This window comes from Paenibacillus sp. XP01 (genome assembly GCF_057364885.1).
This window is the reverse complement of the sequence record NZ_CP139481.1, coordinates 2,143,448-2,164,506: the sequence shown is the minus strand read 5'-3', so window position 1 is coordinate 2,164,506 and position 21,059 is coordinate 2,143,448. Positions and strand designations below refer to the sequence as shown.

At 51.2% G+C, this 21,059-nt stretch carries 21 protein-coding genes, 1 tRNA gene and 1 riboswitch; of the genes, 6 read left to right on the top strand and 16 right to left on the bottom strand.

Annotation, left to right across the window (positions count from 1 at the left end; translation table 11 throughout):
- Positions 1–14: 14 nt before the first annotated feature.
- From SNR34_RS10090 to SNR34_RS10080, 3 genes are all read right to left on the bottom strand, one after another.
- Positions 15–842, bottom strand: a complete 828-nt coding sequence (locus SNR34_RS10090) for a GNAT family N-acetyltransferase (protein ID WP_486181808.1) — start codon at positions 840–842, stop codon at positions 15–17.
- Positions 843–1,544: 702 nt separating this feature from the next.
- The gene (locus tag SNR34_RS10085) at positions 1,545–3,152 is read right to left on the bottom strand and encodes an alkaline phosphatase family protein (RefSeq protein WP_486181807.1); all 1,608 of its coding nucleotides are present in this window, start codon (positions 3,150–3,152) and stop codon (positions 1,545–1,547) included.
- A 293-nt stretch (positions 3,153–3,445) separates the two neighbouring features.
- Positions 3,446–3,530, bottom strand: a tRNA-Leu gene (locus SNR34_RS10080).
- A 330-nt stretch (positions 3,531–3,860) separates the two neighbouring features.
- Positions 3,861–3,992, top strand: a riboswitch (cyclic di-AMP (ydaO/yuaA leader).
- Between the two features lie 6 nt (positions 3,993–3,998).
- Here SNR34_RS10080 and SNR34_RS10075 point away from each other — a divergent pair.
- Complete coding sequence (locus tag SNR34_RS10075; RefSeq protein ID WP_236418023.1) at positions 3,999–4,463, top strand: C40 family peptidase; 465 nt, start codon at positions 3,999–4,001, stop codon at positions 4,461–4,463.
- Between the two features lie 124 nt (positions 4,464–4,587).
- On the opposite strand, the gene SNR34_RS10070 is transcribed toward SNR34_RS10075, so the two are convergent.
- From SNR34_RS10070 to SNR34_RS10055, 4 genes are all read right to left on the bottom strand, one after another.
- Positions 4,588–4,917, bottom strand: coding sequence for a carboxymuconolactone decarboxylase family protein (locus SNR34_RS10070; protein ID WP_486181806.1), 330 nt, complete (start codon positions 4,915–4,917; stop codon positions 4,588–4,590).
- Positions 4,918–5,048: 131 nt separating this feature from the next.
- Positions 5,049–5,267 carry a hypothetical protein gene (locus SNR34_RS10065; RefSeq protein ID WP_486181805.1) on the bottom strand — a complete coding sequence of 73 codons (219 nt, stop codon included), beginning with the start codon at positions 5,265–5,267 and terminating at the stop codon, positions 5,049–5,051.
- A gap of 143 nt (positions 5,268–5,410) precedes the next feature.
- On the bottom strand, positions 5,411–5,740 hold the full coding sequence (locus SNR34_RS10060) for a hypothetical protein (RefSeq protein ID WP_236418028.1): 330 nt from the start codon (positions 5,738–5,740) through the stop codon (positions 5,411–5,413).
- A 97-nt stretch (positions 5,741–5,837) separates the two neighbouring features.
- On the bottom strand, positions 5,838–6,419 hold the full coding sequence (locus SNR34_RS10055) for a xanthine phosphoribosyltransferase (RefSeq protein WP_236418029.1): 582 nt from the start codon (positions 6,417–6,419) through the stop codon (positions 5,838–5,840).
- A 199-nt stretch (positions 6,420–6,618) separates the two neighbouring features.
- Between SNR34_RS10055 and SNR34_RS10050 the strand changes: the two genes are divergently transcribed.
- On the top strand, positions 6,619–7,677 hold the full coding sequence (locus tag SNR34_RS10050) for a YkvI family membrane protein (protein ID WP_486181804.1): 1,059 nt from the start codon (positions 6,619–6,621) through the stop codon (positions 7,675–7,677).
- Positions 7,678–7,772: 95 nt separating this feature from the next.
- Here the strand turns inward: SNR34_RS10050 and SNR34_RS10045 are convergent, their stop codons facing one another.
- Complete coding sequence (locus SNR34_RS10045; protein WP_486181803.1) at positions 7,773–8,918, bottom strand: glycosyltransferase family 4 protein; 1,146 nt, start codon at positions 8,916–8,918, stop codon at positions 7,773–7,775.
- A 148-nt stretch (positions 8,919–9,066) separates the two neighbouring features.
- Here SNR34_RS10045 and SNR34_RS10040 point away from each other — a divergent pair, with 148 nt between their 5' ends.
- Both SNR34_RS10040 and SNR34_RS10035 read left to right on the top strand, forming a co-directional pair.
- Positions 9,067–10,467, top strand: a complete 1,401-nt coding sequence (locus SNR34_RS10040; RefSeq protein WP_486181802.1) for an RsmF rRNA methyltransferase first C-terminal domain-containing protein — start codon at positions 9,067–9,069, stop codon at positions 10,465–10,467.
- A gap of 91 nt (positions 10,468–10,558) precedes the next feature.
- A complete protein-coding gene (locus tag SNR34_RS10035) occupies positions 10,559–11,542 on the top strand; it encodes an MBL fold metallo-hydrolase (RefSeq protein WP_486181801.1) in 984 nt (327 codons plus the stop codon).
- A 152-nt stretch (positions 11,543–11,694) separates the two neighbouring features.
- Here the strand turns inward: SNR34_RS10035 and SNR34_RS10030 are convergent, their stop codons facing one another.
- The 4 genes from SNR34_RS10030 to SNR34_RS10015 all read right to left on the bottom strand — a co-directional run bounded on the left by SNR34_RS10030 (position 11,695) and on the right by SNR34_RS10015 (position 15,598).
- Positions 11,695–12,249: a GNAT family N-acetyltransferase gene (locus tag SNR34_RS10030; protein WP_486181800.1), complete on the bottom strand. Its 555-nt coding sequence runs from the start codon at positions 12,247–12,249 to the stop codon at positions 11,695–11,697.
- Between the two features lie 21 nt (positions 12,250–12,270).
- Positions 12,271–13,077 carry a Cof-type HAD-IIB family hydrolase gene (locus SNR34_RS10025; RefSeq protein WP_486181799.1) on the bottom strand — a complete coding sequence of 269 codons (807 nt, stop codon included), beginning with the start codon at positions 13,075–13,077 and terminating at the stop codon, positions 12,271–12,273.
- Between the two features lie 152 nt (positions 13,078–13,229).
- Positions 13,230–13,976 (bottom strand): pseudouridine synthase, encoded by a 747-nt coding sequence (locus SNR34_RS10020; RefSeq protein ID WP_236418040.1) that lies wholly within the window; start codon positions 13,974–13,976, stop codon positions 13,230–13,232.
- Complete coding sequence (locus tag SNR34_RS10015; RefSeq protein WP_486181798.1) at positions 13,973–15,598, bottom strand: RsmB/NOP family class I SAM-dependent RNA methyltransferase; 1,626 nt, start codon at positions 15,596–15,598, stop codon at positions 13,973–13,975. The genes SNR34_RS10020 and SNR34_RS10015 overlap by 4 nt, the downstream gene beginning before the upstream one ends.
- 218 nt (positions 15,599–15,816) lie before the next feature.
- Here SNR34_RS10015 and SNR34_RS10010 point away from each other — a divergent pair, with 218 nt between their 5' ends.
- Positions 15,817–16,362, top strand: coding sequence for a thioredoxin family protein (locus SNR34_RS10010; protein WP_236418042.1), 546 nt, complete (start codon positions 15,817–15,819; stop codon positions 16,360–16,362).
- Between the two features lie 173 nt (positions 16,363–16,535).
- On the opposite strand, the gene SNR34_RS10005 is transcribed toward SNR34_RS10010, so the two are convergent.
- From SNR34_RS10005 to SNR34_RS09995, 3 genes are all read right to left on the bottom strand, one after another.
- Positions 16,536–17,039 (bottom strand): DUF309 domain-containing protein, encoded by a 504-nt coding sequence (locus tag SNR34_RS10005; RefSeq protein ID WP_486181797.1) that lies wholly within the window; start codon positions 17,037–17,039, stop codon positions 16,536–16,538.
- On the bottom strand, positions 17,026–17,841 hold the full coding sequence (yjbM, locus tag SNR34_RS10000; protein ID WP_236418045.1) for a GTP diphosphokinase: 816 nt from the start codon (positions 17,839–17,841) through the stop codon (positions 17,026–17,028). The genes SNR34_RS10005 and yjbM overlap by 14 nt, the downstream gene beginning before the upstream one ends.
- A 249-nt stretch (positions 17,842–18,090) precedes the next feature.
- Positions 18,091–19,188 (bottom strand): quinone-dependent dihydroorotate dehydrogenase, encoded by a 1,098-nt coding sequence (locus tag SNR34_RS09995; RefSeq protein ID WP_236418047.1) that lies wholly within the window; start codon positions 19,186–19,188, stop codon positions 18,091–18,093.
- A 276-nt stretch (positions 19,189–19,464) separates the two neighbouring features.
- On the opposite strand from SNR34_RS09995, the gene SNR34_RS09990 reads away from it, so the two are divergent.
- Positions 19,465–19,602, top strand: coding sequence for a hypothetical protein (locus SNR34_RS09990; RefSeq protein WP_236418049.1), 138 nt, complete (start codon positions 19,465–19,467; stop codon positions 19,600–19,602).
- Between the two features lie 61 nt (positions 19,603–19,663).
- Here the strand turns inward: SNR34_RS09990 and SNR34_RS09985 are convergent, their stop codons facing one another.
- Positions 19,664–21,058 (bottom strand): L,D-transpeptidase, encoded by a 1,395-nt coding sequence (locus SNR34_RS09985; protein ID WP_486181796.1) that lies wholly within the window; start codon positions 21,056–21,058, stop codon positions 19,664–19,666.
- Position 21,059 lies beyond the last annotated feature (1 nt).

Here is a 21,059-nt window from a genome sequence, read left to right as displayed (position 1 = left end):
CCGCAGCTTATCCGTCATTTAGTGAGATCATACCTTAAATTGGCGGCAGCTTCCACTTGCTGAAAGCCTTCCTGAAGGTAGAGGTTCTTGGCTCGTTCATTCTCGGCATTGACGCACAGGATCGCTTGAGAGTACCCTTGTTCAACCGCGAACGCCATTGCCGCTCTAAGGAGAATTCTCCCCAGCCCTTTTCCTTGGTATTCAGGAACAAGCGCAACCGGCCCGATGTTCATGATCGATGCTCCTTGGAATTCATCGTCCGAACCCCGCACGATTCCAACAGGCCGGTCCCCATGATACAGCATCAGCATCCCGCCCTCAAGGTAATCCTCCTCCGCAACCATTTTGGTTACCATGTCCGGTGTTACCGGTGTTTCATTTCCTTTCAGCTTGGCGAAACCCGCGTTTCGGATCTCTGCCCATGCCTCTTCATCCAATCCCGTACGGAAAGCTTCCAATCGATATCCGTCAGGTACCTCGAAAGCCGGCTTTTCGAGCTGATGATGTACCAGAATAAAGGCATATCGCTCCAGCTTGAAATCCAGCTTTTTCAACGTTTCCATAAATTCGTGATGTACGGTTGGCACAAAAACAAACAGGTAATCCAGCCCTTTCCCATGCTGTATAATCGACTTCAACAATCGGCCGTGTAGAGTGAGATCACTCACTTCGGCGTGAAAAATGCGGAACCGCCCACGCCGCCCTTTGCGGTGATAAGCATCTTTAATGAGCGAAACTGCGCCAACCACTTCCTCCGCCGAATCCAGGGCAATATAGGTCGGATTGTCTTCATGGATGGCAAAGTCGCGCAAGTCCTCTTCGTATAAAAACGAATCATCCACTTCATTACGGTGCTTCCTGCAATATGCTAAAAAGCTCCCCAGAGTTTCCTGGCTCAAAGCTTCAATTCTATGATTGGTCATATGCGCTTCCCCGCCTCTACTTATATTATGAAAAAACTCCAGAGTTTCTCTGGAGTTTTGCTTATGATTTGTGGATGCGGTCGAGAGGACTCGAACCTGCAACAAAGACTAAGATACCGTGTATTAATTACGGGGTCAACCTATTTTTATTGAACAACAAACTCCAAATTGAAGTTACAGGAAGTCAAAGGTTACATTCCCATGAATGAAGAGATCGGACTGTACGAAAAATAAAGACCGTTATTCGGATAAGAATAACCATTCAAAAAGGTGGTGAAATGGCATGCAATGGACGCGACTCCTAAATAATCGGGGAATCCTAATGTCGTTATTGGCTGTAGGAGTTGGATTGGCTACCTATGGGGTTACACGGCGGCTAAGATAAAACAGCATTGACTGGCGTCCAATGATGTCGCCTGTTCGAAAAATGTTCTAGGTACAGCAGCAATAAACACAAAACAACCACCGGTATAAAAATATACCGGTGGTCTCATGATCAATGCATGAAATCTGCAAAGATCCCTACAAAATCTGCGGATACCTTGAACGAATTCATCAAAGAGTTTGTTTATCAACACGGTCACCAATAATGAAAGAGGGCATTTGAAACGCCTTCTCTTTTCACCTATTGCTTTTCTGGGCATTCTTTGTTACGAGATTAAGCAAATAAGCTTTTAAGTCGACCATTCGCAAGTGTTCCGGCTTTTGGTCTGTTCCGCTGATAATCAAGGGAACAAGCGATTCCATTTTGCGAATGGAACCATGACCGCCTCCGCCCTTATGCGCAGGTGAACTGCCTCCTGTCAATTCATATCCCGGTTTTGCCGTGACAACCAAAAATTCGCCTTGGTGTGAACGGAGCGCGCTTGACAAACGTTTCAGAACATCGGGATATTGATCGTAATTCAATGAATGTGTGGCCGTGTTTATGCTTAAATCCAGCACCTCTTGATCCTGTTCGACCGTCCATGATTGGTTGTATGGATCAGTTAGATTGCCGCCTGCTTTAAATTTGATCTGTTTGCCTGTTGCCCCCTGAATGGCGTATATCCATTCCTGGTCTTTCCAGGAAACGAAATCGATGCGCGGATCGCTCTTCAATACATTTGCCGTGTCTCTCAGGGATCGATCCGCTTTCAATGAATATACATAGGCCATCGTTTCATTGACGGCGAGCACGATATCCGTATCTTCCGATACGGCTTCACCCGGACGCAAAATGGTGGCGTCTCCGAGCAAAGAAGGCAAATCAATGACCGGATTTTGCTTGGCAGGCAAAATCTGTGTCATTCCGCTGTCGCCTGCAATGACAAAAACGGCCTCTTTCAAGGCTTTCTCCGGAGAACCGAATGTTTCCAATACAGATTGAAGCTGCTGATCCAACTTTTTGACTCCACGAAGTCCAGTGGGACCTTTTTTATGTAACTCCCGGTCCAAGTCCGGCAAATAAACAAACAAAAAATCCGGCAATGTATTGGAGTGAATCAAATATTTTACGGCTTCAATAGCGAAGTCATTATGGATGCCCAACCGATTCGTTACACCGTCCGGCAAGTTTTTTATCCCCTGAAACGGATTAGACAACGAACCCAGGGACAACAGGTCCGGCCCTTTCACATGAATCTCTTTCGGTAAAGAAGCAGGACCTTGAATCCAATCGGGTATCGACAACTTATGATCGGACGCCCCCCTGTAAATCAGGCCGTTGATCGAACCAGACTTAAACCCTTGCCGGGCTAAGTCCTCATAGATCGTAGGCAAATTCTTGCTCAAATGACTCCCGTTCAAATGGATCAGCGCATCAGCAAGTACCCGATTCACTCCGAGCCTGAGCACTTCCATCGGTCCGGTTCCATAGTTGATCATTCTCTTGGTTTCCGCAGAGTACCACGTCAGACCCGGCACACGGTGAATGTCCGGATACGCACCGGTAAGCAATGAGCTGTCGATCGTGACGGACATCGTGGGAAAGGAACTGACCAGGTTTTTATAATATTGTCCGTGTTCGATCAGAAATTTTAATGTCGGAAGCTCCTGCTTGCCGATTCCTTGGTCAATCGCCTGAACCATCAAAGAGTCTACCATCAGGAAAATGACTTTCTTCGCATTTTCTCCACTGGCGGAATTTATTCGCATCAAATCCTGTTCTTTGGGTTTCGAGTTCTGGCATCCGATCAGCATGATCGATATAAGGATCACAGGCCACATTCGAATCCCTTTTTTCTTCATAACGGTTCACCCCTTTATGTACATTGTGTCTTGAAATCTAGGGGGTATCCGAGGTTATTTTTTCCATTATGAACATAATCAAGATGACAATTACATCCGTTCCGTGAAAAGTATGGCTGGATTCAGGACAAATACAGCGTCTCGCGGCAAATCTTTCCCGCCGCACTGGACGAAATGATGGCTAATGGCACCCCGGTACAGCGTGACCGCGTTACACAGGCGTTCCTAAAGATGAAAAAAGCTCCTGAATCTCCAAATAAGGAAATTCAAGAGCTTTCTTATGGTTGTATTGATGCGGTCGAGAGGACTCGAACCTCCACGGGGGGTTAGCCCACACGGACCTGAACCGTGCGCGTCTGCCAATTCCGCCACGACCGCATATGTGGTATATCTCCGGAAATATCACGGCGACAAGGAAGAATATATCATAGAAACCGAAACTCTGTCAACACATTAACAGCCATGATGAACAGCAAAATGACGCAAAAGGAAATGGATGCTGTAGTCAGGCGACAAACTATTTATTTGTCCATTCCATTAGCTGTTGAAACGGTGGTTACTTTTTTGTAACCGAAAAACGACAGCTTTTTCGCAATTTGAGCATAAAAAATGAGAATTCCGTTAACATGGCGGTGCAGATAACCGTTTCAGAACGATTTGACAATTTCGTATTTATGCAATATCATTTCAAATGGTTACAAAATATTCATTATTCATGTGCCGAGTTTCATTAGTGAAAACGGGGGAACCATACCGGGTGAATTATTCCGATACATAGGAAATATAGGGAACCTTCTACCGAACCCTTAGCTAACTCCGTAGGCATCGAAGGGAGAACATAACATTTTGAAAAAGCTTATCCTGTCCTTATTCGGCGCAGCCGTTTTATTTACTTCCGGTGCAACAGCAACCGAAGCAAGCAGCATCAATACCGTAGTCAACAGCATGACTGGCATTCCGTACAAGTGGGGCGGCACAACAATGGCCGGCTTCGATTGTTCCGGATTTATGAGATACCTGTTCAACAAATACAGCATCGAACTGCCGCGTACCTCGCAGGCACAAGCCAAGGCTGGCACCGCTGTTTCCAAAGCCAACCTTCGCACAGGCGACCTTGTATTTTTCAACACCACTGGAAAAGGCATCTCTCATACAGGCGTGTATATCGGTGGAGGCAATTTCGCTCATGCTTCAAGCAGCAAAGGCGTCAGCATCACCAAATTGTCCAATCCTTATTTCAGCGACCGCTACGTCACTGCACGCCGCGTAACCGGCGAATTCATGTATAACAAAATGCTTGGAAAAATTTAAACGATACCGCACTTGTTCATCCAGATCACTTGAGAAACATTGTACTCTAACCAAGAATGCCAAAAAAACCAGACAGGGCTCGAGCCTTGTCTGGTTTTTTTGGTGCAAATATGGGCTTATCGGATTAATGCAGCGCCTTCTGAACCCTAAGAGCCCCCTGAGACAGGGCGTGTCCGCCTCCAACGGCTCCGGCGACGGCAACGGCCTCTAGGATTTCCTGATCGGATGCTCCCTTGGCACGGGCCTCCTGCACGTGGTAGAGCGTGCACACTTCATTATTGGCAAACAATCCAATGCCCAGCGCGATTAATTGTTTCGTTTTGGCGTCGATTGCGCCTGGCTGAAAACACTCCCCCGTAAATTCGTGATAAGACTTGACCACACCGGGAAGCAAACTCTCCAATTCGCCAATCTGATCCTTGTACGCATGGACTTTATCGTTCATCAGTGTCATGTTGCAATCATCCCCTCACAGATAGGTTCCAGTCACTCACCGACCTTATCCTGTCTCCCGGAGCAGACAACTATGCCCAAACGTCCATGGTAAATCCAGTTAACCTCAGGAATAATCCTGATGGCAGACCGCTACTCCTTCAGCTGGCTTCGACGGGGTTCGCTGAAACGTTGGAAGCTGTAACGGCGATCCAGCTTGACCACTCGCCGATTTTGACGGCGAATGAGCACCTGCTCATCGTCCCACGCAACGACAATGCCTTTCACGTCGTTGGATTCCAACTCGTCGCGCACTACCCTCACTTTTTCTCCCGACAAGCGGAGCGCATTCAATTCTTCATCGCTAATCATGATTCATGGCCTCGACTTTCTATAAAATGATGGTCTGTATCTGTGCTAAACGGCAACGTGCTACAAAAAGAGACCTAAATGAAATTCATTTAGGTCTCGCGTGACTGCTGCCGTGTCATTCCTAAGTGGTTCCCTACTGAAAATTATCGCTGAGCGTGCTCTTTGCTGTCGTTCTTCTCAAACCAGAAATCAAGCACCTTGGCGGACATCACGCGTGATTCCAGGTACTCCACTTGATGCGGCGTAAATTGTTCTTTCCAAGAGAAGGACAACTCTTCGCACAAGCCCACGATCGTCAGCAGCTCTGACCAGGCAACGTAGCGTTTGTACCAGAAAAACTGCGGATGTTCAATCATATAGGGATAAAGGTCATCAAATTCCGTATGTTTACAATCCAGGGCACGTTCAAAATGAACTTTTGATTCAGCCAGCTTATCCATAAAAAACTGTTCTGTTGCCGGTTGGTTTCCCATGGTGTTGCCTCCTCTCCCTAACATAACCCCATTATAAAACAAATGCACGGTCATGCAAAGGTATAGTTAAGAAAAAATGAGTCTTTCCTTCGAATGGTCAACATTCCGAATCGTCAAACTGCACGGTACCGTTCTCCAGGGAACGGATCCGAACCAACGCTTCCACCGGAACGCCCAACTCGCGAATGGTGCGTGCGCCGGCCTGAAAGCATTTTTCCACCACGACTCCGAATCCGACCAGCTCAGCCCCCGAACGCTCTATAATTTTGATGATGCCGCGCGCGGCATCCCCATTGGCAATGATGTCGTCAATGAACAGGATTCGATCATTTTCCCGGATGAACTCGCGGGATACCATTATATCGGTTACGATTCCTTTGGTAAAGGAAGGTACGCGCTCACAGTAGGCGTCTGGGTCAGCCAAAAGCGTTTTTTTGCGCCTTGCGAATACGAGCGGCACGCCAAGTTCGTGCGCTGTGGCAAAAGCGACCGGAATGCCCGACGATTCAACCGTAATGATCCGGGTTACCCCGCTTTCGCGGAAACGTGCTGCAAATTCGCGTCCCATTTCCATCGTCAATTCCGTATCGATCTGATGGTTGAGCAGGGCGTCCAGCTTCAGAACCTGGTCCGAAATAACCACGCCTTCTTCCAAAATCCGTTGTTTCAATACTTCCATGTTTTGACCTCCCAGCCTATCCTATGAGGTAAAAGTATCATACATCCTGCCCATAGTTCAAGCGAAATCGCCCCAGTCTTCATGACGAAGGAAAAAGTTGTCGACTCTACGCGCTTGTCATGACTTTTTCGGGTCAAGCATACCTTGTACCATGGCACCCGCATGTCCAAACTAATTTGGTGCCTGAGAGGGGAAACGCATGAAACAGGCTTTCCGGGTACTGCAGATCGCATTCACATACATCGGAACGGTTGTCGGCGCCGGCTTCGCGACAGGACAGGAAATATTGCAGTTTTTCACCCAGTATGGCAAATGGGCCACCATCACCATCGGTTTATCCACCATACTGTTTGTCTGGCTGGGCACCAAAATGATGCTGATTGCCCACGATACCGAATCCCGCTCCTATGAGGATCTCAACAAGCATTTGTTCGGGCAGCAGGCAGGCAAATGGATTACCTGGGTTACCCTCCTGGTCCTCATTGGCGTCAACAGCGTGATGCTTGCTGGCGCAGGCTCGGTATTCGTGGAGCATCTGGGGATGCATTACCAAACCGGACTACTCATTACGCTGGTCGGTACATACCTTTTGCTTGGACGAGGCATACAAGCGATTCTGCAGATGAACAGCATCGTGGTGCCCATGATGCTTCTGTTGTCGTTGCTCATGATTGTCAGCACCATTCATCATCCAGCCGCCACGCGGTTCATTACGCTGACGACGGATGCTAATCCGGTTAGGGTCTGGCTATCCCCCTTGCTGTATTCGTCATTTAACCTTGCCCTGGCTCAGGCGGTGCTCGTGCCGTTAGGCAGTCAGATCCGTGATCGTAACGTACTGAAGTGGGGCGGCATTGTAGGGGGCGTTGGCGTCGGTTTCATGCTGATGGCAGCACATTTTGCGATGTCGGCCTATATGCCTGGAATTACTCAATTCGAGATTCCGATGGGCAGCATTGCCTTTCAATTGGGATGGGTTGTGCAATCCATCTACGTGTCTCTGATTTTTATGGAAATCTTCAGCACGTTCGTTGCCGATATCTATGGCATGACGCTCCAGCTTAAACAGCATGTCCAGGTTCCGCCCAAACTGCTTATCCTGACGATCATGTTGCTGTGTTACCTGCTCAGCCAACTGGGGTTCAGTTCATTGCTTTCCGTTCTGTACCCGATCTTCGGCTGCCTCGCCCTGGTCTGGGCAACCAAATTGATCATGAACCATTGGGGAAGCTTTCGCAAAACCGGCAAGAATCAATAAAAGCAAAGGAGCGAAATAAACGGGCAGCAGACCCGGCATTTCGCTCCTTTGCTCATTGGCGGCTTTCAGTCGGCGGATCGCCTCCCGCTTTCGATTCAATCTTCTATGCCGGAAGTCCGGCGATCCAATTGCAAATATAGCTTTTTCAGCTTATTGACGGATTGGCCCAAGGAGTACTCTGCCTTTGCCTTGGCACAGGCTGACCGGGCAAGCTCATACCGATAAGCAGGATCAAGCATGACTTTCTCCAATGCCTCGGCAAGCGCAAGCGGGTCTTCGGCAGGCACAAGCAGGCCATTGCTCCCATCCTCAATCTGCTCGGGAATCCCGCCCACGTCGGTGCCCACAAGCGCAAGACAGCTGAGCGCCGCTTCGGCGAACACAGATCCGAACGCCTCTGCACGCGATGGGAGTACGAAAATATCGAAAAACGGCATGAATTCCTCCGGATGCAGCGTGTACCCGTAAAATATGGTCTCATTGTAAATGCCGAGCCGCTGCGCCAGTTCTTCCAGATCGGGCCGGATCGGGCCATCCCCGATAATATGTAAAACATATTCATGGCCGCGCTCCTTCAGCTCGGCACATGCCTTGAACAAAATATCCAGCCCCTTCGCCGGAACGAGCCGGCAAACCGTAACCAGCTGCGGAATCGCATTATCATGCGGTATCGGCTTGAAGCGTTTCTCGTCAAATCCGTTCGGAATCACTCCGATCGCTTCGGGTTTCCGGAGCAGAGGTGCCAGATACGACCTGAACGAATTCGATACCGTCAGCAGCCGGTCCGCGTGATGCTCCAGTTCGCCATAGATCGACAGCAGGAAACGATGCTCCGGTCCATCCGGTTCAATGCGCCCGTTCAGGATCAGCTCCCGCTCATAACTGGAGTGAATGGTTTGAATAAGGGGCACCTCCGGAAAAACCTTTTTCATCGCAAGCCCGGCGATCGGGTGATGAGCATGAATCAGATCATAGGACTTCTGGATGCGCAGCTTGGTCCACCACAGATAGTCCCGGTAGGTTTGCATGTATTTTTGCACGATTGGACTGTCCCCGTATTGCGTCCAATCGAACGTTTCGAACCGGACTTCCTCCACGCCCTTGTTACGAATCCGTTTGGGCAGCGAAAACAGGTCCATCTCCCATCTTGGAGAAGTGAACCTCTCCTGCATATAGGGAACCATAGAGGATACACCTCCGGGCTGTTCCGGAGGAAAGAATAGCGCCTGCAGCAATTTCACCGTAAGTTTCCCCCTTCCTTGCATCGGTCTTTTCAGTATAACTTGAAACATGATATATTGGAACGTATGTTTCAGTCAAAGAGAGTACGGCCTTTGTACGTTCCACCTTGCTAATCCCCTGTTTTTCATGAAAGGAGAATGTTTCGAAATGGGCAAGCCCCAACTTCCCAATGCGTATGTACAATATATGCGGCAAATGCTTGGCAAAGAAGCAGATGCTTTTATCAACAGCTATCAACAGCCCCGCACACATGGATTGCGCTTCAATTCACTCAAGGCAACCCCGGAACGATTGCAGCAGGTAACGGAGCTGTTCTCCCTTACTCCCGTGCCTTGGTGCGAATCGGGTTATTATTATGACGAGGACCAACGGCCAGGCAAGCATGCATATCATGCAGCAGGCCTTTATTATATTCAGGAGCCTTCAGCGATGTCGGCCGTAGAAATGCTGAACCCCCAATCCGGCGAAACGATCCTTGATCTGGCGGCGGCACCGGGTGGAAAAACGACGCATATCGCCTCCCTCATCCAAGACCGGGGACTGCTGATCTCCAATGAAATCCATCCGGCCCGGGCCAAAATACTGGCCGAAAACGTGGAACGCATGGGACTGGCCTCCGTGGTTGTCACCTGCGCTGCGCCCGGCGAGCTGGCAGCTCGTTTCCCTGCAACGTTCGATCGCATCATGCTGGATGCCCCATGTTCGGGCGAAGGCATGTTCCGCAAGGACGCCGATGCAGTGACGGATTGGACCGAGGATCTGGTCACGCTGTGCGTCAACAGGCAATGGGATATTTTGCAGGATGCATATACGATGCTGAAACCCGGCGGAACGATGGCTTACTCTACATGTACTTTTAATCGCGAGGAAAACGAGGGCATGATGGAGCGATTGGTCGCTGCCTATCCGGACTTGACTCTTGTGCGTACAGAGCGAATTTGGCCTCATTTGAACCGCGGAGAGGGACACTTCGTTGCGGTCCTGACCAAAGCGGAAGCCCGACATGCAAACATCGGCGAATCGGAAGAAAGCATGTCCACAGCCAAACGTCATGGCAAAAAGGGGAAAGCCGGACGCCAAAATAACCCTGGCAAAGAAACGCAATCCGCATGGGACGCGTTCATCGCCTGGAGCGACGAGCATATGCCGGATCACGTTGTGCGAACGGGTCGCCCGCTCCTTTTCGGCGAAGCCTTGTATGCCCTGCCGGACAGCGGCGCGGCACTGCTCAGCGACGAGCGTTTGAGCGGCTTGAAGCTTCCGCGGGCCGGGCTGCATGTCGGCGACTGGAAAAAAGGGCGCTTTGAGCCTGCTCATGCTCTGGCCTTGTCCATTGCACCCGATGCGGCAGCCCGAATGCAGCATGTGACCCTGGAGGCGGACAGCGATCTGACAGCCGCTTATCTGCGTGGCGAGAGTCTGCCGGCGGATGCCGTGTTGAAAGGCTGGACGCTGGTAACGGTGGATGGACTGCCGCTCGGATGGGGCAAAGCCAGTGGCGGACAGCTGAAGAACCGTCTGCCGAAAGGCTTGCGCCGCATGCAGTAAGCCGTGTTCGGCTGGTATCAGCCTGTCTGCAAGACGGCACTGTTTTTTCAAAAATTCAATTTTTGATCATAGAGAACAGAAGGGTTGAATCATGACAAAATACGAAAATCAGATTCCGACGTCCGCAGGCATGAGCTTCAACTCGTTAATAAGCATGTTAAGAGACTCGATCCGAGGCAGTGCCGAACGGAGGCCGGCAGCCGACATGCCGATCGTGAAATGTGAACCTGCCGAATCGTTGAACGCATCGGATAACCCACAGGTCACATGGTTCGGCCATTCGGCTTTCCTGCTTGAAATGGAAGGACGCAGGCTGCTTTTTGACCCGATGCTGGGTAAACGCCCTTCCCCTGTATCCTGGGCGGGTACGAAACGGTACAGCACCCGTTTGCCGATCGAGCCGGAGGATTTCCCGGCCATCGATGCAATCATTATTTCGCATGACCATTATGACCATCTGGACTCTTCCTCCATCCGCAGATTAAAGGATAAAACAGAACGATTTATCGTCCCGCTCGGCGTTCGCCGACGATTGATCCAAATGGGTGTTCCTGCGGAACAGATTACCGAGCACCACTGGTGGAATGAGTTCTCCTTCATGGGATTCACCGTTGCTTGCACGCCAGCGCGTCATTTCTCAGGCCGAGGCTTGTTTGATCGCAATTCCACCTTGTGGTGCTCATGGGTCATTGCTGGACGGGAAACGAAGGTTTTCTTTAGCGGCGACAGCGGATACGGCCCTCATTTCAAGGAAATCGGCATAAAATACGGGCCTTTTGACCTGACCTTGATGGAGTGCGGACAATATGACGAGCGTTGGTCCAACATTCATATGATGCCGGAAGAAACGGTACAAGCTCATTTGGATGTAGGTGGCGAACTGCTCATCCCGATTCATTGGGCCGCATTTACGCTGGCCTTTCATGCCTGGAACGAGCCGGTTGAACGGGTCACCAAGGCAGCACAAGCCTTGAAGGTTAACATCGCCACACCCAAAATTGGTGAGAAGGTCAGGCTATATACGGCGGATTACCCGAGCCAACCATGGTGGAGATACCCTGAACCCCGGGGTTAACCGATGAAATAGTTAGGGATGCATTTGATGGCATAAAAAACAAGCGCAAAAAGACGTGACCGGACAGATCGTTCACAACAATCCGTCCAGTCACGTCTTTAGTTTTACCCAAACATGCTCCAAAGGTTGGTGCCCAAATCAGCAGATCTTCGTCAAGCTTCATCGCCGAGCAGTTTCTCATAAATGCTATACCCGTCGTTCTCCCCAAGGTATGTATATCCGTTCCTTGCATAGAACGCGTTCAGCGTATCATTGCCGGCCACGCAGTCCAACCGGACCCGATCCTTGTTCTCAAACCGGATGCCGGTACTGCTCCATTTCAATATGCGTTTACCCAACCCGACGCTGGCATATTTGCGGCTTACGGCCAACCGGTGCAAATATAGCGCTCCATCCTCTGTTCCCGCTTGTTCTCCCCACAGTCGCTCATCCCACTCGCTCGGACTACGCAACAAGGTCACCATCCCGGCCACCTCATCGCCTTGCTTTACGACGAATACGTTGCCCCGGCGAATCGCTCCGACCGTATCATGAGAGTCTTCTCCCCGAAGAAGCGCGCCCCATTGGCTCGACCCCTGGCTGTTTAACCACTCCGCAATTTCAACCAGCATGCGCATAATGGCATCGGTATCGTCCGGATGGGCCCGGTCGATGTAAAACGCTTCGCCGAGATCATGCTGCTGAATGGTATAGGTTGGTTGTTCCATGGCTTCTCTCCCTCTCCCTATTTAACCTTCGGACAGCACGTGCTTTCGAATGGCATGCGCCACGCCTTGCTCGTTGTTGGAGTATGTCACTTCATCGGCAGCCGCCTTGACTTCCTCCGGCGAGTTGTCCATCGCAATGCCTTTGCCGGCAAAGGTCAGCATCGTAATGTCATTATAATAGTTTCCGATCGCCATGATCTCCTCTGGAGCGATGCCTTTGGTTTCGGCCAAACGTTTCAGCGCTGCGCCTTTGGATGCCTCCGGATGCATCAGATCGATGAAAAAGTCGCCGCTGCGGGTCATGTAATAAGGCAGGTCCCAGGTTTCCCATTCTTGCTGGACGGCGTTCATCTGTTCGAGCGGACCGAATGCGGTAAATTTGGCCAATGGCTCCGACAAATCCGCCCATGTCGGCAGTTTTAACGGCTCCATCATGAAATTGGCATACATCTCCTGCACGTTCAGGGCCAAGCCTTCAGGTTGATCTACATATAGCCCAAACGCCGTGTTGATGTCAAAATGAACGGCATTGCTGCGGCAATAGTCAATGATGGGCTGCAAACCTTGTCCGTCCAACGCAAAACGATGCACGATTTCGCGGGATTGCACTTCGGCTGTCACTGCACCGTTATGCGTAATGACATAACCGTCCAAACCCATGCGCTCCATGAACGGAATCGTGTTGGCTGGCCCTCTGCCTGAGCAGAGAACGATTTCTGCGCCCTGACGCGAAGCCTGAATCAACGTCTCCTGCGTGAACTCGGTCAATTCGTGATGATCATTCAAAAGTGTTCCGTCTACGTCCAGCGCGATCAATTTATAAGTCATTTGTCTTTCTATCCCCAATCCTCAAATATGTTCTCCTAGTGTGAACCGCCTAATGAATCACACCAGGCCACTGCGAGTGCCTCTGCTTCCGATGCTGCTTTCTTTCAGAAAGCTTTTTGAGCGAACGCTTCGTTTCTCCACATTGGTTCTGCCTACTTCCGCAGCAAATTCAACTCGTCCTCGGTCAGCTCGCGATATCGCCCGATCGGCAGATCCGGGTCCAGCTGCAAGCCGCCCATCGCCACGCGTTTCAAATAAATAACGCGCTTGCCCACCGCTTGGAACATTCGCTTTACCTGATGAAATTTCCCTTCATGAATAATAAGCGAAATATGGGATACCACCCCTTCTTCCGTATCCTCATGGTTCAGTACGGTCAATTCCGCAGGCATCGCGTCGTATCCGTCATCCAGCTGCACGCCTTGTTTGAAACGTTTGACGTCTTCTTCGTCCACGTTGCCGAGCACTCGGGCTTCGTACGTTTTCGGCACGTGCTTGCGTGGAGATAGAAGGTCATGCGCAAGCGGCCCATCATTGGTCAGGATGAGCAAACCTTCGGTATCCTTGTCCAGCCGTCCCACAGGGAACGGATTGAAGCTGCGGTCCTCTTTTTTCAACAAGTCAAGCACCGTACGATCCCTGGTATCCTCTGTCGCAGACACCACGCCGGGAGGTTTATGCAGCATCAGATAGATCATTTCGCGGTAAACAATTCGTTCCCCGTCTGCCTCAATGACATGGACATCCGGATCAACCTGAATGCCGCTGTCCTTTACCGCTTTGCCATCCACGTGGATTCGGCCTTGTTTGACCATTTTTTTAAGCTCGCTGCGGGTACCTACGCCCATATGGCTCAATATTTTATCCAATCGCTGCGTTTTCTTGCCTTTGCTGCTCATGCCGATGTCCACCTCCAGCCTGCAGGATATTCATTTTTCAAAACGCCGTCCAGCCATTTCCCCCAGCCGAGGGCATATCCGTCCACGCATATAAGCGCATAGCCCTTACGGGCAATACCAGCTTCCACCTCGACCCGATCCTCGTCCACGTTTAACGTCTCGCCTTTGAGATATCTTACCGCTTCGCCGTCTGCCGAGGATAGATGGATCACTCTCTTTGCTTCCTGCGCGCGGAGCGCACAGGCCAGCGGATGGGAAGGCACGAAACGCCCGTTTTTGACGGTACCCATAAACCAACCCGGGCGAACGACCTTTAACCCTTCCAGCCTTGCTGCTCCGACTGCGGATTGATACACCCGATCGCCGTAGAACACCGTCTCCCCACACAGCTCGATCTCTGTATGCTCCGCAATGAAGCGGGAATACACTTGTCCGGCGTCCGCACCACCCTGTTCGACACGTTTCGTGCCACGATCGGATTTGTTTCCGCCGCGTTCCTTGCCTTTGCTATGTTTGCCGCCGCTTTTGCCTCCAGAATCCTGCTGGCGATCACGTCCCTCGTACCTGGTCAACCGTTCATGCTTCCGACCTCTGGCATCAGTCCATGGCTCTCCCGCAGCCGAGGCGTGGATCGCGACTTCTTCCTCCACGACGTCAGTTGTCATAGCCGGTTCGCCCTTATGCTGCAGCACCGCCAAATAGTGTCCTTCCCCTTCGAGCAAATGAGGCCACAGCCGTGCCGTACCCCGCACCTGATCCAGCACCCTTTCGGTCTGCTCAGCCGTTTCAGGCAGCATCCGGCGCACCCAGTCAGGTCTGCCGGGGGCAAATCCTGCCTCCGCCGGAATCGGCTTCACGGCAAATTCGGGATTTGCAGCAAGGAACTCGGCAATCATCGCTTCATTTTCCTCCGGAGCAAACGTGCAGGTTGAATAAACGATCGTTCCGCCGGGGGCGAGCAAACGGGCCGCGGTTTTGAGGATATCGCGCTGCATCAGCACACACTTTTCGACCGAATGATGCTCCCAGGATTTCACCATGTCCTCGTCTTTGCGGAACATGCCTTCGCCAGAGCAAGGCGCATCGATCAGCACTTTGTCAAAGTAATAAGGAAACGCCTCCGCGATGCGTTCCGGCGATTCATTCAGTACAACGGCATTGCGGACGCCATAGAGCTCCACGTTTTTGGCAAGCGCCTTGGTCCGTTCGGCATGAATGTCATTGGTGACCAGAACGCCCTCGCCCTGCAATTTGGCCGCAATCTGCGTCGATTTGCCGCCAGGTGCAGCGCATAGATCCAGAACACGGTCTCCCGGTTCCACTCCCAGCACCTCCACGGGTGCCATGGCACTCGGTTCCTGAATATAGTACAACCCCGCATGGTAATACGGATGCAGTCCAGGTTTGACGCCATGCGGAACGTAAAAGCCCGTTTCAGACCATGGTATAGGTCTCAATTCGTAAGGAATGATCTCACGCAGATGTTCTACCGATATTTTCAACGTATTCACCCGTAAACCCGCATACGGGGAATGCTGATATGATGTCATAAATTGTTCGAATTCTTCGCCAAGCAGCATTTCCATGCGTCCGGCAAAGCTTGGTGGCAACTGTACAGCCATATTTCCACTCATCCTGTCTCGTTAAAATGCATATTGCTCTATGTTATCATATCCCGCGATCGCTTTCCTATTGATCTTGTTCACGTATTCCACTACACACTGTAATGTTGTATAATGACAAGTAGGTTGATGAACGAGCATAATTCAGGGTGTTTATGAATATTATCCCAGAATTTTTGCCGAAACCATATCTTGATATGATCAATGGAGGATGTCCGATGAAATCGAAGAAAAAGAAAAGCGCCGCCATTTTTATTTTTTTGGGCGCATTTGTCGTTCTGCTCGCTGCGCTTGCTTTGGTGAACCAGCAATCCAAAAAGCAGTTGGACGCTACGCCGAACCCCTACGGCATCGCAGCCTCCAAGCTTAATCCGGCGACCAGGGAACTGCTTGACGATCCGAATTACCAACAAATCATTTTGCCCGACCAGCTCAAGTCCAAGATCGATAACAAAGACAGCTTTTTCGTTTACTTCTTTGCCTCCGATTGCGTGCACTGCCGGGCTACGACGCCTCAATTGATGCCGCTCGTCGACGAAGAAGGCATCAAATTGCCGCAGTTCAATCTGCGCGAATTCGAGTCCGGCTGGACCGATTACAACATCGAGTTTACGCCTACGCTCGTTTATTACGAGAAAGGCGTCGAGAAAGACCGCATGGTTGGCGGATTGAGTGAGCAAAATTCCGACAACGGGTACACGTTGGATGATTACAAGCAATTTTTTGATAAATACAAGGCTAACCTGACGCCAGCAGCAAGCTAAACCATTTTCCGGGCAACATGGTCCGAAAAGATTCCGTGTCCAAAAATCTTTGGACAAGCCTACCGCACTTCTAATTATGGCGCATGATGCAAACACCCCGGCGGCTCCATGACGGAGCCACCCGGGGTGTTTTTGCCTTGCTCTTTGACGTCAGAATGGGCCTAGCTAGCATCCTAACTCCGACGGCCTTCCGACTGTGCGTTCCCTTGCTGCATTGCCTTCATTCGTTCCTCATAAATGCGTCCACGCGTCGGGCTGCGCCGCTGCGGAACGTTCGCCTTCAGCTGAGAGGAACGCTGCCGGATTGCTTGCATTAACGCTTCATCCTGGATATGAATCACAAGATCCCGATACGGAACAGGTTCAGCATGCCGGCCGGAGAGCTCTTCAGCCAACTCCCTCACGTCCTCCACAAGACGTCCAAGATCAATTCCCCTTGCATCATCAGGGTACGGCTGCAACAATTGCAGCGCGCTCTGCAGCATCATCCGGCCGCCGCGCAAATTGCCGTTCCTGAAATGGTACAGTCCGACGGCAACCTGCAGCAAACCTTTATATAAAGCATCCCGATCCTTCTCAAGCCATAACTCTTCCAACGCTTCATGGCATTCGAAATAATCCTGGTCGCGGTTGAAATAGATCAGATAGTCAATATATAACGGCTCATAGGGATTCATCGGGATTGTCGCCCTTCCTGGCCGTATTCAGCAGCGTTTTGACGTCATCCAGCAGCTGCTTGAGACCCTCCATGTCATGGCGTTCCCAGAGTTCGTTGAATCGCTGCTGTGCATCGATCGCTTCCTTCACCAAATGATAGAAGTACAATTGATGAATGATCGATAACGTCTTGGACACGATGTTGGAATCGTCTTCGAACTCCTTCTGTGCTTCGAGGATCTGCAGCCGAATGGCCGACATCTCGTTGTCCAGGACAAATGCGGCTTCCGCCGTTTTCTTCAACCGCTCTCTCATATCGTCCGGCAAACTCTCCCGGTATTTGTAACTGAGCGAATGCTCGATGGTCGCCCAGAAATTCATGGCCAGCGTGCGAATTTGGATTTCTGCCAGCACCTTTTTCTGTCCGAGCGCCGTTTGCACGGGATATTCGATAATCATATGAAAACTGCGATAACCGCTTTCCTTGAAATTGGTAATGTAATCTTTCTCGATCAGCACGGTCAGATCCTTGCGGGCCCGGATGTATTCGGCAACGCGGCGGATATCCTCCACGAACTGGCACATGATGCGAATGCCCGCAATATCCTCGATTCCTGTTTCGATTTGATCAAGCGGCACGCTCAGACGTTTGGATTTCTCCAATATGCTGGATATTTTTTTGACCCGTCCTGTTACAAATTCGATGGGCGCATATTCTTCTCTCTTTTTGAGTTCTGCCCGCATCGTTTTGAACTTGACTTTCAATTCCTCTACCGTTTGTTCATAAGGAAGTAAAAATGTACCCCAGTCTCTACCGTCCATGTTTAATGCCTCCTGTCTCTATAGCGTCCCCTATGTTCCATTATACATGATGTCGGGCGGGGGGAAGAGTTCCGCGCATATTGCCCTCTTCCTGCTTCTTTTTTCTGGGGATGTAGTCATTACACGCTCTCACTGTCTTTTATCTTAGCAGAAAGCATGCCGTTCGCGGCCCAAAGTCTGGGCGATTGCAGCAAAAACAGCCGCAATACGCGGTCTGTTTTCTCAGCGCCTTTATCGGCCCATGCACCACTAGCGGTGATCCGCGCCGACAGCCTCCGAAATATGGCTGTATCCGTCCTTGCGCAGCAGCTCCCGCAACCCTGCGTGAAGCCGGCGGTTGATCTCGGGCCCTTCGTAGATCAGTGCCGTATAGATTTCCACCAGGCTGGCACCTGCTTTTATTTTCTCGTAAGCATCCTCGCTCGTGAAAATGCCGCCCGATCCGATGATCGGCAGCTTTCCTTCCGTCTGACGATAAATTTGGCGAATGACCTCCGTGGAACGCTCGCGCAGCGGCTTCCCGCTAAGCCCTCCCGTTTCCTTTGCATGTTCGTGGGACAGTCCTTCGCGGCTGATCGTTGTATTGGTTGCAATGATGCCGGACACGCCGCTGTCCACGATGGTGCCAACCATGTATTCGAGTTCTTGCTCATTGACGTCGGGTGCGATTTTGACCAAGACCGATTTGAGCGTTCCCCCGGCTCTTTGCTGCTGTGCCTTCAGTTCGACCATAACGGCTGCGAGCAGCTCCTTCAATTCGTTTCCATGCTGCAGATTACGCAAATCCGGCGTATTTGGTGAACTGATGTTCACGACAAAAAGATCGGCATAATCATAGAGCGCACGGATGCATTTGGCGTAATCGAGATGAGCTTCTTCGTTGGGGGTCGCCTTGTTTTTTCCGATATTTACGGCTACGGGGATCCGTCGTTCCCTCAGCTTCGCCAGTTCACCTGCCATGGCCTCGGCCCCCAAATTGTTGAAGCCCATACGGTTCACCAGCGCCTCATCCGGAGGCAAACGGAACAAACGCGGCTGTTCATTCCCTGGCTGCCCCAGCGGAGTCACGGTGCCTACCTCCATGAATCCGAAACCGATGGAAGAAAAGCCGGCGACGGCCTGTCCGTTTTTATCCAAACCGGCAGCCAGGCCTACCGGCGTCGGGAAATGGCAGCCAAACAGATCCACGGCGAGGTCCTCCGTTTCGTTTACGCCGTACATCACTCGCAGCCCGGCAGGAACCGGGCGAATGCTGCCCATTCCGCTGAGTCCCCCGATAATCAGATGATGGGCCTTCTCCGGGTCCATTTTGAACAACAAGGGTTTAGCCAAACTTTTGTATAACAAATCCACTCACTCCGTTCTCGTCCGGTACGCCGTTAACATGCTTTCCCGTCCATTTATATGTAAAAACACCCTACTCCCAAGTCTATCCGTTTCTGACCTAAAAGGAAAGTAGTTTGCGCATAGACGCAGGCATTTGCCCTACTGAAACCATGTCTCATATCGGCAGCGCCCGGGGAACAAATACAACCGCATACTGGAAATAACGAGATGATTTATTTACAATGAAAGCAGTGGCCTCGACTGCAAGGCTCGATGTTAATAAAGGAGGATATGCCCATGGCTCCCAAACGAAAACCGCCCACGCTGCAGCAGAAAAAAGAAGAAGTCAATCGCAAAGCCATTATTTGGACGGCAGCAAGCGTTGTAGGGTTGATCATCATCATCAGCGCGCTTATTATTATCGCCAACCTGTGACCAATCCAATCCAGGCCTGCTCATCTACATAACCACGCTTCACGAATGATCTGCTGCCAGGTCAATTCAACCAGTGATACGTTTTATTCGGGTTGTTTTGCTTGGGAACCAGCGTATCCCGGTAACGGTCCTTGTCGCCAGGAACGAGCGTTTCCTCGGGCAGCAGGTCATTCCCGATCTGAACAGGGGTCCCTTGCGGAGCAAGAGCAAACAGCTCCTCCACATCCCCCTTGCTCATCCGAATGCATCCCAAAGATTCATCCAGACCGATGCTGTCAGGTTCGTTCGTGCCGTGAATGGCATAATTCGTATCCGATAATTGCATGCCTCGCGTCCCGAATTCTCCGTCAGAGCGACCGTTGGGGTTGACGACTTTGTCGGAAATGGCGAAACTCCCCTCCGGCGTTCGTTCGCCTCCCAAACCCACTTCATAATTGCGGATGATGGTTGTGCCGCTGATTACCGCAAGCCTGTGCTTTTTCTTATCCACCACGATTCGCAATCGTTCCTGCAAAAACGGCTGCCCTCCGAGCGTATCGCCAAAAACGCCTGCTCGGGAGTCCGTATCGCCGCCATTACCCTGCTTACCGCCTGATGGATTCGATGCATTTGCGTTCTGGTTCAACGCAAGCAGTTCAGGAAACATTTCGCTCATGCCCGGCATGGTTTCACCCAAGATGTTATTTGGAAACGGCCGCGTCAGGTTGCCCAAGCTTTTGGGCCATGCCCCGTTTTTCTTATGGTAGGAAGCGATGGCACTGGACAAGGCGGCTGCCGATTCCTGTTTCTCTGTCCAAGCCTGGGCCAATTGCTTGATTTTATTCGAAACGTCCGGAGGCTCGCATTCGCATTGCTTCGGGTCGTAGCTCTGAGCGGTAAGCCTGCCCTTGCCCGTCGTCTGCACGATATATTTTACGGGCATGTCGCGTTTCCACAGCATCCAGTCCCCAGAGGCCTTCATCCCGAGCACCGCTGTAGTCCGCACCCCCTCGTTCGCATCCGACATCGCTGAAGCAAGTGCACCTTCCCCCAGGCTGCCTCCGCCGAAGCCGGCAGCGGTAAACGTATTGGATGCTTGCAGAGCGGCCGCGGCATCCTGATCTTTCGCGGCCGATTCCTCGTCTTCCGCGGAATCCAGCGCCGCGGCCAGCGCATCGCCCGCATCCCGGGCGAAACCCGGCGCGTCTGCGGGAGGCAATCCAGCCAGCATGAGCAGCATAAGCAGCGTCAGCCACATTTTGCGCATGCGGCGTTTTTTCTCCTTTTGCTCTGCGGCTTCAACGAGTTTGTTCTGGTAATCTACCCAAATGTCAGCCGGCGCCTTGCTGCGCTCGAACGCTTCATATACCTCTCCGGCCTGCTGAAAACAATAATTGGCCTTGGCTTCCTGGCCTTCATTAAGATATTCTTTGCCCAGCAAATACCAGGCCATCTTATTATCTGGATGTTTCTTCACA

Bases quoted from the DNA above. Each gene is read 5' to 3' on its own strand.
- SNR34_RS10035 (WP_486181801.1), top strand. From the start codon at position 10,559: ATGACAAAATACGAAAATCAGATTCCGACGTCCGCAGGCATGAGCTTC.
- SNR34_RS10060 (WP_236418028.1), bottom strand. From the start codon at position 5,740: ATGGGAAACCAACCGGCAACAGAACAGTTTTTTATGGATAAGCTGGCT.
- SNR34_RS10055 (WP_236418029.1), bottom strand. From the start codon at position 6,419: ATGGAAGTATTGAAACAACGGATTTTGGAAGAAGGCGTGGTTATTTCG.
- SNR34_RS10065 (WP_486181805.1), bottom strand. From the start codon at position 5,267: ATGATTAGCGATGAAGAATTGAATGCGCTCCGCTTGTCGGGAGAAAAA.
- SNR34_RS10015 (WP_486181798.1), bottom strand. From the start codon at position 15,598: ATGGCTGTACAGTTGCCACCAAGCTTTGCCGGACGCATGGAAATGCTG.
- SNR34_RS10005 (WP_486181797.1), bottom strand. From the start codon at position 17,039: ATGAATCCCTATGAGCCGTTATATATTGACTATCTGATCTATTTCAAC.
- SNR34_RS10030 (WP_486181800.1), bottom strand. From the start codon at position 12,249: ATGGAACAACCAACCTATACCATTCAGCAGCATGATCTCGGCGAAGCG.
- SNR34_RS10085 (WP_486181807.1), bottom strand. From the start codon at position 3,152: ATGAAGAAAAAAGGGATTCGAATGTGGCCTGTGATCCTTATATCGATC.
- SNR34_RS10025 (WP_486181799.1), bottom strand. From the start codon at position 13,077: ATGACTTATAAATTGATCGCGCTGGACGTAGACGGAACACTTTTGAAT.
- SNR34_RS10050 (WP_486181804.1), top strand. From the start codon at position 6,619: ATGAAACAGGCTTTCCGGGTACTGCAGATCGCATTCACATACATCGGA.
- SNR34_RS10020 (WP_236418040.1), bottom strand. From the start codon at position 13,976: ATGAGCAGCAAAGGCAAGAAAACGCAGCGATTGGATAAAATATTGAGC.
- yjbM (WP_236418045.1), bottom strand. From the start codon at position 17,841: ATGGACGGTAGAGACTGGGGTACATTTTTACTTCCTTATGAACAAACG.
- SNR34_RS10070 (WP_486181806.1), bottom strand. From the start codon at position 4,917: ATGACACTGATGAACGATAAAGTCCATGCGTACAAGGATCAGATTGGC.
- SNR34_RS09990 (WP_236418049.1), top strand. From the start codon at position 19,465: ATGGCTCCCAAACGAAAACCGCCCACGCTGCAGCAGAAAAAAGAAGAA.
- SNR34_RS10040 (WP_486181802.1), top strand. From the start codon at position 9,067: ATGGGCAAGCCCCAACTTCCCAATGCGTATGTACAATATATGCGGCAA.
- SNR34_RS10010 (WP_236418042.1), top strand. From the start codon at position 15,817: ATGAAATCGAAGAAAAAGAAAAGCGCCGCCATTTTTATTTTTTTGGGC.